Below are 15,622 nucleotides of genomic sequence, written 5' to 3'. Positions count from 1 at the left end.
GCTTGAAAATAGCAGAGAATATATGCAGATGCGGGCAGGCCCTTTTGCTGGGGCTTGCCCTTGTCTGCGGGCCGGACGCGACTCTTGCGGCAGACGCCTCTGATGGATTTGCCGGTTCGCAAAGCTGCAAGAGCTGTCACGAAAAATTTTATTCCCTCTGGTCCACATCCCGCCACGGGTTGGCCATGCAGCCGTATTCAGATGCCACGGTTGGCGCGCAGCTAGCCCCGCAGGGTAAAGGCATTGAATCCGGCGGGCGGGTGTACCGCGCCTATTGCGGGCCAGGGCAGGGCTTTGTGCGTGAGACTGGCCCGGACGGCGAGCACGACTACGCCATTGCGCAGGTGCTTGGCGGCAAAAACGTTTATTATTTTCTTACCAAGCTTGAGCGCGGGCGCTTGCAGACCCTGCCTCTGGCTTTTGACGTGCGTAACCGCCAGTGGTTTGCGGTTGCAGACAGCACGGCGCGGCGCAGCCCCCATTTTCGGGCTGGCGGGCGCGAAGGCCTCAACTGGCGCGACCGCGCCTACACCTTCAATACCTCCTGCCACGCCTGCCATGTCAGTCAACTGGTCACCAATTATGATGCGGCAACCGATAGCTACAGCACCACATGGCGCGAACCGGGCATCAACTGCGAAACATGCCACGGGCCGTCGCAGGCCCACAATGACGTCTGCCTTGCCGCGCAACAGGGAAAGCCGCCTACGGATCTGAAAATCATCCGTATAAAAAAAGATCTGGATCGCCAGCAGCGCGACGATTCCTGCGCCTCGTGCCATGCGAAAATGTCGCCCATCACGGATTCGTTCCGCCCTGGCGAGCGTTTTTTTGACCACTTTGATCTGATCCTGCTGGAAAATGAGGATTACTATCCAGACGGGCGCGACCTGGGGGAAAACTTCACCTTCACTTCTTGGCTGTCTGCCCCCTGCGCGCGTGCGGGCAAACTGGAATGCATCTTTTGCCATACTTCCAGCGGGCGTTTCCGTCAGGCCAAGGATCCGGATCAGGCCTGCCTGCCTTGCCATAAAGACAAGGAAGCCGGGCTGGACAAACACACCAGGCACAAGCCGGAAAGCCCCGGCTCCCGTTGTATTGCATGCCACATGCCCAAGACGGATTTTGCGCGCATGAGCCGGAGCGACCACTCCATGCGCCCGCCAACGCCTGCCGCGACTGCCAGTTTTGGTTCGCCAAACGCCTGCCTTGGTTGCCATCCGGACAAGGACGCCGCATGGGCAGATGCCCTTGTGCGCCAATGGCGGCCCCGGGACTATCAGGCCCCGGTGCTGGCCCGCGCCCGGCATATTCTGGATGCGCGGCAGCGTAACTTCAGCCAATTGCCAGCCATGCTTGCCTCCCTGACGGAGCCGGGGCGAGATGCTGTCTACGCCGCATCCATGTTGCGCCTGCTGCGCGCCTGCCCGGACAGCGCCAAGTGGCCGGTGGTTCGCGCCACCCTGAACGATGAATTCGAGCTGGTTCGCGCCAGTGCCGCAGCCTCGCTGGCCGAAAATCGCGAGGCAGCTACGGTGAGCGCCCTTGCCAAAGCCTGCGCCGATCCATCCCGGCTCGTGCGGGTTCGGGCTGCCGAAGCCTTGGCTGGCGTGCAGAGCCAGGATATTCCGGAATCCTTCTTACAGGTTGTTGCCAGGGCCAGGTTGGAACTTGAGCAATCCTTTACCGCCAGAGCCGATGACTGGACGGGCAGTTATAATCGCGGCAACTACCTGTTGCGCTCGGGCGAACCTGCTGCGGCTCTTGCGGCCTATGAGGCCGCTTTGCGCCTGCGGCCGGACGCCAGCGCCGCCCATGTCAATTCCGCCATGGCTCTGGCCCGTCTGGGCAGCATGGCCGGGGCGGAAGCCTCCTTGCGCAAAGCATACGAGATTGATCCCGACAATGCAGCCATTGCCTATAATCTTGGCCTGATACTGGCAGAACGAGGTTTCAGGGCGGAGGCAGAGCAGATGCTGCTCAAAGCTTTGCGCCTTGCGCCGACCATGTCTGATGCCGCTTATAATCTTGGCCTCCTTGCTGCCAGAACTGACCGCGCAAAGGCGCTGGAGTTTTTGTGTCAGGCCGCAGGAATGCAAGGCGGCAATCAGCGTTATGCCCAAGCCGTCCAACAGATCAGCGGCGATTCCGATATTGAGAGCGCGTGCGCAAAAAGTTCTGCCAGGCAGGCGCAGTGAGAGCCGGTATGGCCTGGCTGCGGGGTGAGATTGACGGCTGCCGTATTTGCAGACAACAGTAATTTTGACGTTAACGGTTTGAGAAGTTCAAAAGTGGAGATGGCTAATTGTCCATGTAAGATGATCAATCAACAAGGTGGGTAAGGTATGGCACCAAGAATCTTATTGGGGTTGGTTCTGGTGGCGGTGGTCACATTTGGTGCGGTTATGCCGTCGCAGGCATGTACCAGCCTCAGGGTGAAATCCACGGAAGGGCACGCTTTTTATGCCCGGACAATGGAGTTTTCCACATCTGACCAGCCGCAGGTTGCCGTGATGCCCAAGGGCACTGTCATGAGGGGCACGTTGCCCGATGGCAGGCAGGAGGGTGCCACGTGGACTTCAAAATATGGTTTTGTCGGCATGCGCGATTACGGCCCGCCCCTGGTCAGCGATGGCATGAATGAAAAAGGCCTGGTGGTTGGCATGTTGTTTTTTTCCGGGTATGCCGGGTATCAGCCCTATGATCCAGCCTTTTCAACCAAGACCATTGCCAATTTTGAAGTGGCCAACTGGCTGCTTTCCGGTTTTGCCACGGTAGAAGAAGTGCGCGAAGGCCTCAAAAACATACGAGTTTGTGAAGCGCCCTCAATCGTGCCGACCAGCCTGCCCATGCATTACGTGGTACACGATGCCGGGGGGAATTGCATTGTTATTGAATACATGGAAGGCCGCCTTAATATTTACGACAACCCCTTGGGTGTCATGACCAATTCGCCGCCCTTTGACTGGATGGTCATCAACCTTTCCAACTACGTGAATCTCTCCGCCAACGGCGTACCCAAACTTGATCTGAAAGGTTTCTCCATCTATCCCACGGGGCAGGGCTCCGGCATGCTGGGCCTGCCCGGCGATTACACTCCTCCTAGCCGTTTTGTGCGTTTTGTGGCGCTGACGCAGACCGCCCTGCCTGTCAGCGGCCCCGATGCAGGCGTGAATCTGGCCATGACGCTTATTGATAACGCCGATATCCCCAAGGGGGCTGTGCGCCAGAAAACCCCCGAGGGCGACAAGTATGACATGACCATCTGGTCTGTGGTGGGTGACACCGAACGGCTGCGCTACTACTTTCGCACCTACTACAATAAAAACTGGTCAATGGTCGATGTGCTCAAGGCCCTGTCAAATGCCTCAGGGCCTAAAGTCATTCCCATAATGACCCAGCCTGATTACAAGGACGTGACAGATTCGGCCAAGCCAGCCCCGTAGACACATGCCGCCGTTGGTAACGTACACAAAAGGGAAGCACTATGAATATAAAACAGCGTGCGGCCTCACTGGTTTTGTCTTTGTCAGTCTTGGTCTTTATGGTGTGCGCGTCTGTCTGTGGTGCTCGAGCTGCCGAGCCTGCCCCGGCAGAGGCGGATGAAAGCGCTCAAAGCGACTTCAAGCTGGTGCTGATTCCATACGGCTGGCTTACGGGCTTTACCGGCACCATGGGGGCGCGGGGGCATGAAACCCATGTATCCAACAGCTTTGGACAGCTGGAAAAGTACCTGAACTTTGCTGCCATGGCCCACATGGAAATGTACTACCGGGATACGGTGGGCCTGATTGCCGAGGTCAATTATGCCCGCATGGGCGAGCAGACTTCGCGCAAAGGTGTTTCGCTTGACGGGCAGATGACTTCTACAATGTCTGACGTTGCGGCTTTTTACCGCTTGGGCACCGTGCCGCTCAACGACAATGGCGGCAAGATAAGTTTCGACATTCTGGGCGGCGTGAGAATCTGGACTATGGAAATGGGCCTGAGCGCAGAATACAAGCAACTGGAAGCCTCCAGCCGCATATACAGAAGCTGGGTAGACCCGATCGTGGGCGCGCGAACTACTATCCATCTGGATAAACACTGGTTCATGGACTTGCGTGGCGGGGTGGGCGGCTTTGGGGCTGCCTCAACCAACACGTGGGACGCCATGGGTGTAGTAGGTTATAATTTTTGGAAAAATGCCACCGCCATCTTGGGCTATCGCGCTGTTGGGCTGAACTATGAATCCGGAAGCGGCAGGGATAACTTCAAGGTCAACGCTGTTCAACATGGCCCGGTTGTGGGGCTGGCGCTGACATTCTAGGTAAAAGCTCTTCTGGCGCAGCCTGAAGGGAAGGTAGCCGCCCCTGATATTTTTTGCTGAAGATCGGGGGCGGCTTTTTTGTCGGCATCGTGCGGACATGGCGCTGAAGATGTGCGGGAAGGCAGTCGATTGATGATAGTGATTTGGTAGTCAGTCTCACATAAGAGTTGTGGATAAAAATGGCTTATTGTGCTTCATCTTTGCAAAAAAAGCATGAACCTTAAGGTTACTTTGATTGATTAATGCTTTGCTTGATGTTTTCTATTGATTGTTCGATAAGGTCAAATTTTTTATCAATACTTTCAAGCCGGAAGAAGTGGCTAGCAATTGGAGATCCAACCATAATAGTAACTATTAATGCCAGTATGGAAATTGCTGATGCGATGATGAGCGTTACCTTGGGAAGTAAATTTGTTTCAAGAGAAGCAATTCTAGTTTCAAAATTTGCAGATAATATTGGTTTAATATCTTCAGAAATATGATCAACTTTGCTGTCAAGGTTAGACACATGAGTCAAAGATTTTTTAAACTCTTCATATGAAAATCCAGAGGGGGTAAGAGGAGGCATGTATGCGGGAATTTCGGTTGAATCCATGTATGGACCATCATAAGCATCTCCTTTGCAAATTGAAGTTGCTAAAAACATCAGATGAGAAAAATTTTCTTTCGACTTTAGATAGCGGACTGATGAACTTGAATTGAAAAGTAAACTTAGTAGTACACCGCGATAGCCAGGATCAACCTGTACACCGTTAGATAAAATAATTCCTTGGCAAAAAAGGCTAACCCGCAAGTCAAATATGCCACATATATTTTTGGGGAAGTTGCAAATTTCAACCGCCTTTACAATTACGAAGCTAAGAGGGTTAATGGGGATATTATTAGAGCTGATTGTTTCTCCCCCACTGTTTGTTGGGAGATAGTACTCGTTAGAAATTTCAAGCTGGTATTTGGCTGGCTTTATGTTGCGAATGGACGGATTATAAAGCAAAATATGAAATTTAAGAAGAATTTGTATTTGTCTTTTTTGGAGTACACCTGGCCGTAATATAATTTCCTCAAAAACATTAGATAACGCTATCAAATCGTTTTGTGTTATGCTTTCATCCATAAATGCAAAAGCATCAAATTGTTTAGATGAACGGTAATCTGTCACATTTTGTAGTTTTTCAGACAAAAAATTTAAGATCAGGACTCTATACTCTGATGTCGACTCAACTAAGTCGGTGTCCTTAAGCACATAGGCAGAACCGTCAGCCATAAAAGCCGTTGCGTTGCTGTTTGTAGAAAGCTCATTTGAAAAATACAATGATACGTTCATTTAATTTCTCCAAATAGTAATTTTTTCAGAATTCATAGATGAAAAAGGGGAAGACCTTTTATATTTTTCAAGGTTTCTTGTTGTTGACATCTGAAATGTAAACAGTGTTTTTAATGAGTCTTCGACAGAACTTAGCGTTTTTTCGCGAAGTGAACCTTTTTCACATATTGGATAGACAAGACAGAGGGTGGCTTTATCTTTCATATTTTGCTTAATATTAAAAAAAGATGTACTCATATTTTTTATATATAACTCTGACCTAGCAGATGACTTCCGTGCAAATCTGGCTCCTATTTCGAGCTTTTTTATTTGATCAATTTTTTCTTGAGAATTATTTGTCCAGTAAAACGAAAGGCGCTGTGATGTAATGTAGTCACACATCCATGGGTACGGGGGGGATGTTATAACTATATCTGCCTTCTTGGTTAATGATATCTGCGCGGTATGGTTCTCAAAAACATCAAAAGCACCAAGTTTTCCAGAGTGAGCAATTTTTTTGGCTTTTTCGATTACACGCGCAGAACGATCCAGGAATAATTTAATGGGATCAACGTTGCCCCGATTTTGAATGTCAATTAACTTGGGTTTTACATTGTCGGCGATATGCCCCCAAGTTTTTTGTTGAGCATTAGATATTCGTGCTACTGTCAAAAAAATAACTTCAAAATAATTGTTTATTTCTTCTGAAAAAGAGAGCGAGAAAACAAAAGAGTGCAAAAGTAATAGTCTTTTTAATGTATAATTATTATACCATGAAGCAAGCTCGTTAATCGACTCTCCATTAAGTATAGAATTTTTTTGATAAATTTCTTTATCATTTGAATCTGAATGTGAAAATAAAAATTCTATTAAGTTTTTTTGTATTTGTTTGTTGGCCTCTATAACATTCTCAAGCCGCGCAATAAGTGTCAATTTGGCGCGTGAAATTTTGCATGCAATATAATTGATGTCGTTTCCGACAAAATTTCTATTTCTCTTAATTGCCTCTACTCCAGCGCATCCTGATCCACAAAATGGATCCCAGACAAGGTCACCTTCTGATGAAAAAAGTTCAATAAGATTTGATGGGATGTTAGAGATGAAAGTTGCTGGGTACCAATGCAAGATGCCCAGCGAGTCTTGATCGTGAGTTTTATCAAAGGAGTCCCAATCAATTTCATTCAGTATTTCTAGTGTTTTAGATGAGGGAAAGTTGGGTTTTGTCACGGCTTACAACCTCTGAAGTCTTAATGTCAAATTGATTTGCTAGATGTTTTCGTATTGTGTCAAAGTGCTGTTTCTCGTCAGAAAATAGCCCAATCAAAAGCCGATCCCTTTTTTTTCCAATCTGGAGAAAAGTATTATTTTCAGTATCGTAAGCCTTAATCGGGCGGCAGGTTTTATTTATATCTGAAATGAAGTGAATAAAAACTCGATAGTTGATATGGATTTCGTTAATAAATTTAACTTTACTTTTTGCAATCTTATTAAATTCGAGTATGTCATCAGAGTGTAGAATTAGAGAATATTTAGGAAGGTTCATTGTCATTAAATTCTGGAGAGTTTTTTTGGTATCATTAGGAGTCCGCGAGTCTTTAAGTATAAATTCAACTAGCTCATAATCTGTTTTAATCCAGTCGGTGGCACCTAACGACCCAACTTCTATGAGGTCGATGAATATTCTTTCTAGCAAGGCCTTAGCTGCAAACTCCCCATTATTTTCTAGAAGTAGTCTATATAGCTCCTGTCGAATATTAAACCACTCTGTAACCAAAGGTATTGTTTGGGGAGTAAGATGTAGAACACGATTTATATATCGCAATGATGTCGCGATGGCGAGTGGTGTGTTTTTGTTAAAGTTTAAACCTAAATGGTATGCAAATCTGAATACGTTATCTATATTGTCAATATCAATGTCCGCAGAAAGAATGTTGGATAGTGCATCTTCACCATTAATTATTTTAAGAATTTTAGCTACATCAAATTTGACTAAAGATTTTTTTATTTTTGATTTCAAGCCAACAAAAAAAGCTCTATCTTGTGTTATGGTGCTCCCGGAAAGCAGCGTGTGAATGTTTGCGTGTTCATAATTTTTTATTCCAAAATTTTCAAATAAATACTCAAGTGAGTGTGCAAATGGAGGAGTGACTATGTCATGCAATAGAGATGCAATCATAAAGTGCTGTTTTTCATTTTCAGCAATTCTATTATGCTTGCTAAATTCTTGAGCCAAAAAGCAGGTACCTATGGCATGCTCAAATCTATTTATATTGGAGCCACCTGTTAAGTATGGAGAATTAATATTGCATAAGCGGACTTCTCGTAGTCTTTGTACTTCTGGTAGAGATAATAATTCTCTATTAATATCTAGCTGAATATTCCCGTAGAGGCAGTCTAAGAATTGCATGTTGACCTCAAAAGTTGATCCGCAACAAAATGCCCTGTTACAAAAGATTGGGTAAACCCGAAGGATACTCCGGAAGCATCTCCACAAAAGTATATGTTTTTTAGAGTTGTTGACTCGAACGAACTTTTTATAATCGGCTTATTCCAAAATTGCTCTAATGCTGGGAAATGATAAGATGTAAAGTTTGTCCCGAGTATTGCTTCAACATCCTGCGCAAAATTTGACAAGCCAATAATCTGCGGACATGTTTGTCTTATAAATGAATCAAGCTGTCCCTGTGTGATTATTTGGGGCGAATTTAAAAGTTGCAAAAAATTATTATTGATAATAATTTTTTTTCCTATCATAATGTTTCCGTTTGCTGCGTTTCTATTAATTATACCAGAAACAACGTCTTTGTCGTTGTATTTATACCAATGCAAATCACCTTTATAGTTGAAGCAGTATGTCTGGAACCCGCAATCGCTCTTAATTTTGTAATCAAGTTGTTGTTTGTAAATCTTGTTTGATTCTTTAGCATTAAATACTGCTCTGCACCCAACGATAGCATTGTTTTCATAGAGATATATTTGGCCTAGTTGTTTTAAATATTCAACAAGACTCGCATCCCTTCCTGTTGCAATAACAACGGCTTCACATTTAATAATACCACCATTTTTTAAATTTAATATGTAAAAATTATTCACCTTTTTTATGTTAACAATTTCTTCGTGATAAATTGCTTTTATTTTATGTAGTAGTGTTGAGGTGTAATTTTGATGATTATTTAGCAAAAATGAATCATATGTTTTTACTTTATGTATCCCAAGATAATCAATTTTTTTATTGCTTACGTGTGTTAAATAAGGTTTTATTGTTTCAAAAAATTTTTTTTGATATGAAACGTAGTTGTTAAAGCCAATAATATTTGCTGTGGCAGCTCCTGCAGGCAGAAGAGATATTTTTACTCCTCCGATATTTAAAAAACCACCTGGAGAATTTTTTTCTACTACTATGCAATTGACGTTACTATCTATTAGTTTTGAAGCACAACTTAAACCTGCAAGTCCTGCTCCAATTATCACAACCTTGCAATTTTTTTGAAATGGAATGCTATTCATCTTGTACTCACGATTTTTTATTGCTTTATTATGATATAATTTATGCCTAGATAGTATGTTTTTATCTGAATTGTCGATCTTATAGCGTCTGGAGGCGGACACTCCGACGAGAACTTATGATTTTTAGAAGTTGATTAAGCAGAAAAGCTGATTTTAAGGCTATTTTTAAATTTTGCTATGATTATTCCTCTACATTTTTTTACTACCATTTTTTTTAATAATTTTTTGTTTTTTTTGCAAATTCATTAAAGTGAGTCTGATCTTCTGGCCGTCAAACGAAAAAAGCCTTTGCGATTTCTCGCAAAGGCTTGCTTTCTTTTGGCTCCCCGAGACGGACTTGAACCGCCAACCTAGTGATTAACAGTCGTGCGGTTTTATTTTCTTTGTTTTTCATCGTGTTGCACTATTATGAAAATTCAGCTAGTTAGTATGCCATTGTGTCGCAGGAATTTTCCGTAGTTTTCTTTTCGCGTGGTAGCCCGGTGGTAGCCCAAAAAATCCAGCAGGAGATACCCGAAAATGAAGCTGACCAAAAAAAACATTGAGGCACTGCAAGTCACAGGAAAACGGTATGCCGTTTTTGATAAAGATGTAACAGGCTTTGCTGTACGGATTGGAGCCTCTGGCGATAAATCTTTTTATATGGTATACAGGGCTGGAAAGGGGCGGGCGGCCACAAAAAGGTGGCTCCGTCTCGGAACATTTCCAACGATGTCAGTTGAGCAGGCTCGCAACATTGCCAAGCAGAGAGCCGCTCAAGTTGCGCTTGGAGAAGATCCTGCAGAACTGGTAAATGAGGACAAAATTGCACCAACAGTAAAAGTAGCTTTTACATCTTTTTTTGAACAGCATGACACAAAAGTAAAAAATAGCACATCTGCTGCATACCACCGAATAGCAATGCAGTATATTTCCCCTGCCATAGGAAACATTAAGGTTGCAGCGGTCCAGTATCGACACGTTGCATCTCTTCACTACGCTATGAAAGACACTCCGTACCAGGCGAATAGAATGGCGGCTCTGCTATCAAAGTTTTTTGGCTGGTGCGAAAAAAACGGGTATCGGGATCGTGGAAGCAACCCAGTTATTGGCCTTGAGAAGTATGAAGAGAAAAAACGCAAGGTCTTCATGGGGCGGGAGGAACTGGAAGCATTGGGGAATGCTTTCCTCGTAATGGAAGCTCAGGGCTATGCAGACCCTAAAACGGGCAAGATAACGGCTTTTGACCCCACAATTGCCGCCGCCCTTAAGGTAATGCTTTTCACGGGTGCGCGGTGCATGGAAGTGCTTACCCTCAAATGGGTCTATATCGACAATGACAGGGGAATTGCCAACCTTCCAGACTCAAAGACAGGTGCAAAGGCGCTCCACCTCCCTCCTCCTGCGCAAGCTGTGTTGGCCTCGCTTCCTCGCATTAATGAATACTGTTTTCCGGGCAGGAGAGGAACTGGGCACATTGTAAACGTCAAAGATACATGGCGACGACTTCTCGAAACTGCCCGACTTACGGGCTGGCGAATTCATGATTTACGCCATGCCTATGCAAGTTATGCCGCATGCTCAGGCAAGAGTCTGCCAGTTATCGGGGCCATCCTTGGACATACCCAAGCGGCGACAACAGCACGTTATGCTCATCTTGCAGATAATCCCGTCGCCATTGCCGCCGCTGAAACAGCAGCGCAAATTCAGAAGGATTTCAGCGGCGGCAAAGTTCTGCCCTTCAAAAAGACCGCTGAGTAGGCGTACCTCACTCATTTATTGATATATGCAAAATTGTAGTTACACTATGTCCAAGCTACACCGGATAATGGCTTACAACCAGCTATGAATGACGCCCTTCGTGTGTGCATGGAAGTGGAAAAGGGAACGTTGCAACCGTAATCATTTTTTGTCAGCATTTGCAAACGCTCCTGTTTAAATATGAGAACATTGAAATGTCTGTAACCAGGGCGGGAACCATTTGGGGTTCCTGCCCTGCAATTAACCTGTAGTCCTCTACCTGGCTTCGCTTTCAGGCAAGGCCAGCCTTTCCGGTTCACCCACGGTATCGCATCTGTCGTTTCTTCGGCCTTCCAGTTCCACAGAAATTGCCGCCGCAGTGAATACTCCTGCGATGCCAGCCAGTATGCCGCCTATAAACGTCCATTTACCACTCATATTTTACTCCTTTTGTTCATACGAAATGACAGAAGGCGGGGAATTCCCGCCCTCCGCATGCCAGCCTTGTGGGCTAGTCGTCCCAGTTGTCTTTGATGACCTGCAATACGGCGATGGCTACTGGTATCCAAGCCAGTGGGTTCATATGCCCTCCTTCATTTTTAGCAGCGCGGGATACGCCGCTTTTTGTTAAGCGTAAAGAAACGGAATACCCCCGTTCGGTACCAAGGTCTGAAATCGATAGGGACCATCATATTGCACCACCTTTGAGCAAGGCTACCTGCAGCAGGGCAAACATGGCAGGCACCAGATCGGGCAAATCGTTGACCACTCTGCTGTTGTGTGGCAGCAGGTACGTGATGTGCTCATCCCGTATGCCCAGGCCGTAAACTTCAAAACCAAGTTTTTGCGCCACCCCTATGGCATTGTTTGCAGCAAGCGGGTTGTCCGGCATGCCGTCAGTGATAATCAGGATCATCCTGCGCTGTTCTTTGAGGGGCAGCATGGTTTGCAAAACCCACCACAAGGCCCCAGCCAAGGGGGTTCCGCCAGAAGCCCGAATGTCGAATAGGTCTGGCACCATCTGTCCGTGCCGCATAATGGGGAATATGGAATTGGTTGCCGTGACTGCGGGAAAGGCAGTTACCGCTGGGTTCACCCCACGGAGATGGCTCATCGCAGTTGCCACTGCAAAGCAGGCCCGCTTGGCAAGGTTAATCGGTGCACCAGCCATGCTGCCGCTTACGTCCAGCAGGATATGGACAGCAGTGTTTAGCCCTTGCTGCTCAGATTCTTTTTGGAAAACACGAGCATTGCCAGTCTGCAGGCGATGTAGCGAATTGGCGTGCAGTGTGCCCTTGCGCCCAATACTGCATCGCCTTTGCGTTTGCGCCTGCAGAAAGCCCTGAAGGCGTATACGCAGCGCAATGCTGGCCTGTAACGCTTGCAGCTTCTGATTAGCTGGCAAGGGTGTTGCTGGTCGTGTGCCTTCTACCGCGACGTTAAGAGCGTCACCGGCAGCTTCGACACTATTATTGGTAAGTTCAATCGCCAAGATTTCGCCGAGTTGCTGGGGTAGATCCTGCGCCTCCGCATGAAAAAGAGCTTTGAGCGGTAAATCACTCAAAGCACTCGACGGTTGAACAGGCCAAGATTGTTGGTCTATTTGTGAAGTAGAATCATTGGTCTCCCTTGTCGGCTGTGGCATGTCGCCTTGATCGTTTTTTTCCGTATACTTGTTGGTTGCCATTGGCTGAGGCGGTTCCCACTGCCGGATGCACTGGGCGATCTGCCTCGCGTATTCAACCGCTGCCTTTGTATCCGGGCAATGGATGTAAACCTTAACCAAAATGGCATCCAAAGCCTCTTTCAATCCGGGGAAGTGCTGCTCCATAATGATCGCAGCGTTTTGGCGTGCCGAGTTTACTTCTTCCACATCCCAGGCCCGCACCGTCAACAGCACATAGTCCAAAACAGCAAGGGCCGGGGAATCGTCCCCGGCCCTTGGCTGTGCTTGCTCTACAAAGAATCGTCGTATCAACCAGTTCAGGTTCCTCCGGCAGCCGGGGAAAATGCCTGACAGCATTTTTTCAACGCGCCAGTCCTCAAGGCAATTGAAGAGGTTGAAGGTCACAGGATCAAGGTTTTCAGCTTTCAGCACGCTAAAATCAGTGTGTCGAATATGGCCGGATTCATGATCCACAAACGACCTCGCCAGAGCCAATAATTCCGGCTCACAATCAATGGGCAACGATGGCAGATGGATAACTTTACCGTTGGTGCAGGCTTCCTTGCCGCCAATACATACCTGCACACCATAGCGGTCGCCAAGGATGGACGCCAGCAGGGGCAGGCAGTTGAGAACGTCTTTTGTGCGTACCATGGCGTCACCACAGACCCAGGCTGGGTATGGCAGGATGCGGCAAAGCGCTATCTGCCACGGGAATCTCTGGCAGGATGGGCTCATCGTCCATATTCCCATCCATTGTGCCATCCATCTGTCCAGTAAGGCCGCCCGACTCGTGGATAACGTCCGGACCAGCCAACAGGGCATCCAGCACAAAGGCCGGGCCGTAGCCCTCAATAACTTTTTGAGCGTGGCCCACAAGGGCCATACTGTCTTTGAGCAGGCAAACCAGGCCCTGCAACAGCAGCAGATCTGTGCCGGTGATGTTGCCCTTCTTGGGCATGCGCAACAGTGCAGCCCGCACGATGTCAGCTACCGGGGCCACATGTGGCTCTACAAATGACAAGCCCGTAAGCTTGGTATGCAGGGTACGCAACGGCGAAAGCGCCTTGTGGGTTACCTCCGTCTTGCCGTGGTAAACCCTGCGCCAGATATCATCAGCCGACTTGGCCACTTCATCAAACAGGGTGCCGCCGAGGCCCTGCACCTCTTCCGCCAGACCGGCTTCCAACACTGCGGTGTTGTCTGTGTGCTGCTCAAGCGGAGCCACCTTATACAACTGCCAGCGAAAATCCATGCGGGCTCGTACATAGTCAGGCTCCACAAGGGAGTTGCGAATAATTTCGCCCCACTGATGGTGCTTCTCAATCCATGCCTGCACATTTTGATCATAGTCAGCCAGAAACGCTTCCTTTTCTTTCTGGAATTCGGTGCGGATGTTAAGCAGCTCCTGCACAATTTCGCCGGCCTTTTCTTCGGGGATGGCCCAGCCGGACATGAAACGCACCCCATGCCGGTCGAGGTAGTTGAAGGCACGGGCCTTGAGCGTGCCAAACACTTTGAGGTTCTCCGGGTCGGCAATGCGCTTGGAACCCAGCGATGCCAAATCTTCAGGTGGCAGCTCTGCGCCGCCCAGATCTTCCTGACTCATTTTACGACGGGCAGACCACAGGCTGACGTTGAGGTTGAGGGCCAGCAAGTTGTCCAAAATACGAATGTCAGAAACAAGTTGTGTCATAGTAGCCTCCTAGAACGAGCTTTTTGTTGTATTGAGGGAGTAGCCTTCTTTGATTTTCTTTTCTGCGCGTGCTTCAAGCTCCATCACGGAATTGTTGCCCTCACAGTTTTCGGCGGGAATAAAGTGCTGCTGGCCAACGGTGTCCGGCTTGCCCCACTTTAGCGTGAGGCCCACAGGGCTAGCCTCGCCGATCCAGAACTTGCCGTCCTGCTTTTTGCCAGAAAGGTTGTGAATTACCTGAAGATGAACGAGGGGCTTGGCCACCGTAGGTGTGTGGTGTAGATGGTCGCGCATGAAGCGTAGGGCTTGGTCGCCGTGCAGGATTTCCGCTTCAGACGTTTCTGTTTTAGGGGTTTCATCTTCCATCTGCTGCGGGAACATGCGCTGAGCCAGCTCGTGCAACATGGCGCGGGTTTCACGGCTGGCTCGGAACCCCAGCGCCCGGTCGAGGGCATAGGTGACGGGCTGTACGCCCTGATGGGCCAGAGGCTGAAAGCGAACGGTCAGATCACCCCATCGCAGCAAACTGCGAGTGGAGAATGTAACTTCAATGGCGTTGGTCAGATTGCTGGTGGAAGACTCACCCATGAACAGCTTGCGGACCTCATTGGCGTAGTCCACCATAGTGGCGCACAACGATTCGGGCAGCGATGGGAAGCGCCGGGCAAGTAAGCTTTTTTCCACATCGGCAGATGGGTAGCCCACTTCGCAGATGGTGAAGCGGTCCAGCCAGGCAAGGTTCTGCCGCTGGGTTCCCTGGTAGAGGCCGGTGTCATCACCACCGCCATTGGTATTGGCCGTGGCAACCAGGCGGAACATGGGGTGTGGCACAATCAGTTCGCCGCCGTTTTCAGCTATGCACAGGGGGGATCCGTCCAGCACACTGTTCAAGCCTGCTGCAATTTCAGGGGATGTCAGGTCGATCTCATTCAGCAGCAGAAGTGCTCCGTAGCGCATGGCAAGCGCAAGCGGGCCGTATTCAAAGGTCATGTTGCCGTTTTTGACCGTCAAATGACCAACCAGGTCGGCAAACTCCAGCCGCCCATGTCCGGTGACCTCAAAGACTGGATATTTTAGGCGGGCTGCCAGTTGCTTGATGCATGTCGTTTTGCCGCAGCCTGTAGGACCGAAAATGTACAACGGTTCCTGCGCATTGAGAAACCAAACCACAACATCGCGGCTGGATTCATGGAAGATATAGTCGTGATCAATGGCTGGGGTGTAGGCCGATGGGAAGGCGTAGCCCCTGACCGTGGTGCCAGAGGGCTTACCACTGAACACATGTCCTGCATCAAGATCGGTGGGCTGCAGGTTACTAAGGTCGTCGATACTATTCATGCATAGCTCCTTAAAACAAAAACTGCCCCAGGGCGGGGCGGTTCTGGGGTTCGTGATAAAAGTGAGGGGATGGTCATGAGCACCCCA

Annotated in this window: 11 protein-coding genes and 1 pseudogene; 4 read left to right on the top strand and 8 right to left on the bottom strand. The window is 48.3% G+C overall.

From position 1 onward, the window contains the following. The first annotated feature begins 2 nt into the window (after window positions 1–2). From NE637_RS10070 to NE637_RS10060, 3 genes are all read left to right on the top strand, one after another. Complete coding sequence (locus NE637_RS10070) at window positions 3–2,198, top strand: tetratricopeptide repeat protein (protein ID WP_227119196.1); 2,196 nt, start codon at window positions 3–5, stop codon at window positions 2,196–2,198. 147 nt (window positions 2,199–2,345) lie between these two features. Beyond that, complete coding sequence (locus NE637_RS10065; protein ID WP_227119197.1) at window positions 2,346–3,446, top strand: linear amide C-N hydrolase; 1,101 nt, start codon at window positions 2,346–2,348, stop codon at window positions 3,444–3,446. A 41-nt stretch (window positions 3,447–3,487) separates the two neighbouring features. Continuing rightward, a complete protein-coding gene (locus tag NE637_RS10060; RefSeq protein ID WP_227119198.1) occupies window positions 3,488–4,309 on the top strand; it encodes a hypothetical protein in 822 nt (273 codons plus the stop codon). A gap of 226 nt (window positions 4,310–4,535) precedes the next feature. On the opposite strand, the gene NE637_RS10055 is transcribed toward NE637_RS10060, so the two are convergent. Genes NE637_RS10055 through NE637_RS10040 form a run of 4 tightly spaced genes read right to left on the bottom strand, consistent with a single transcriptional unit; the run spans window position 4,536 to window position 9,116 of the window. Beyond that, window positions 4,536–5,630 (bottom strand): dCTP deaminase/dUTPase family protein, encoded by a 1,095-nt coding sequence (locus NE637_RS10055; protein ID WP_227119199.1) that lies wholly within the window; start codon window positions 5,628–5,630, stop codon window positions 4,536–4,538. After that, window positions 5,631–6,836, bottom strand: a complete 1,206-nt coding sequence (locus NE637_RS10050) for a DNA methyltransferase (protein ID WP_227119200.1) — start codon at window positions 6,834–6,836, stop codon at window positions 5,631–5,633. It lies immediately after the preceding gene. Continuing rightward, a complete protein-coding gene (locus tag NE637_RS10045; RefSeq protein WP_227119201.1) occupies window positions 6,808–8,016 on the bottom strand; it encodes an HD domain-containing protein in 1,209 nt (402 codons plus the stop codon). The genes NE637_RS10050 and NE637_RS10045 overlap by 29 nt, the downstream gene beginning before the upstream one ends. After that, complete coding sequence (locus NE637_RS10040; RefSeq protein ID WP_227119202.1) at window positions 8,004–9,116, bottom strand: FAD-dependent oxidoreductase; 1,113 nt, start codon at window positions 9,114–9,116, stop codon at window positions 8,004–8,006. The genes NE637_RS10045 and NE637_RS10040 overlap by 13 nt, the downstream gene beginning before the upstream one ends. A 519-nt stretch (window positions 9,117–9,635) precedes the next feature. On the opposite strand from NE637_RS10040, the gene NE637_RS10035 reads away from it, so the two are divergent. Next, complete coding sequence (locus tag NE637_RS10035) at window positions 9,636–10,856, top strand: tyrosine-type recombinase/integrase (RefSeq protein ID WP_256267727.1); 1,221 nt, start codon at window positions 9,636–9,638, stop codon at window positions 10,854–10,856. 255 nt (window positions 10,857–11,111) lie between these two features. On the opposite strand, the gene NE637_RS10030 is transcribed toward NE637_RS10035, so the two are convergent. The 4 genes and pseudogenes from NE637_RS10030 to NE637_RS10015 all read right to left on the bottom strand — a co-directional run. Beyond that, window positions 11,112–11,273 (bottom strand): hypothetical protein, encoded by a 162-nt coding sequence (locus NE637_RS10030; protein ID WP_256267726.1) that lies wholly within the window; start codon window positions 11,271–11,273, stop codon window positions 11,112–11,114. Window positions 11,274–11,523: 250 nt separating this feature from the next. Next, complete coding sequence (locus NE637_RS10025; protein ID WP_256267725.1) at window positions 11,524–13,155, bottom strand: cobaltochelatase CobT-related protein; 1,632 nt, start codon at window positions 13,153–13,155, stop codon at window positions 11,524–11,526. Window positions 13,156–13,159: 4 nt separating this feature from the next. Further along, window positions 13,160–14,197 carry a DUF3150 domain-containing protein gene (locus NE637_RS10020; RefSeq protein WP_256267724.1) on the bottom strand — a complete coding sequence of 346 codons (1,038 nt, stop codon included), beginning with the start codon at window positions 14,195–14,197 and terminating at the stop codon, window positions 13,160–13,162. Between the two features lie 369 nt (window positions 14,198–14,566). Continuing rightward, window positions 14,567–15,535 (bottom strand): annotated as a pseudogene (locus NE637_RS10015) (AAA family ATPase); the annotation flags it as partial. Between the last annotated feature and the right edge of the window lie 87 nt (window positions 15,536–15,622).

The organism is Desulfovibrio desulfuricans, from assembly GCF_024460775.1.
Taxonomy (GTDB): domain Bacteria; phylum Desulfobacterota; class Desulfovibrionia; order Desulfovibrionales; family Desulfovibrionaceae; genus Desulfovibrio; species Desulfovibrio desulfuricans_E.
The sequence above is the reverse complement of the archived record's forward strand: the minus strand, read 5'-3'. Positions and strand labels throughout refer to the sequence as shown.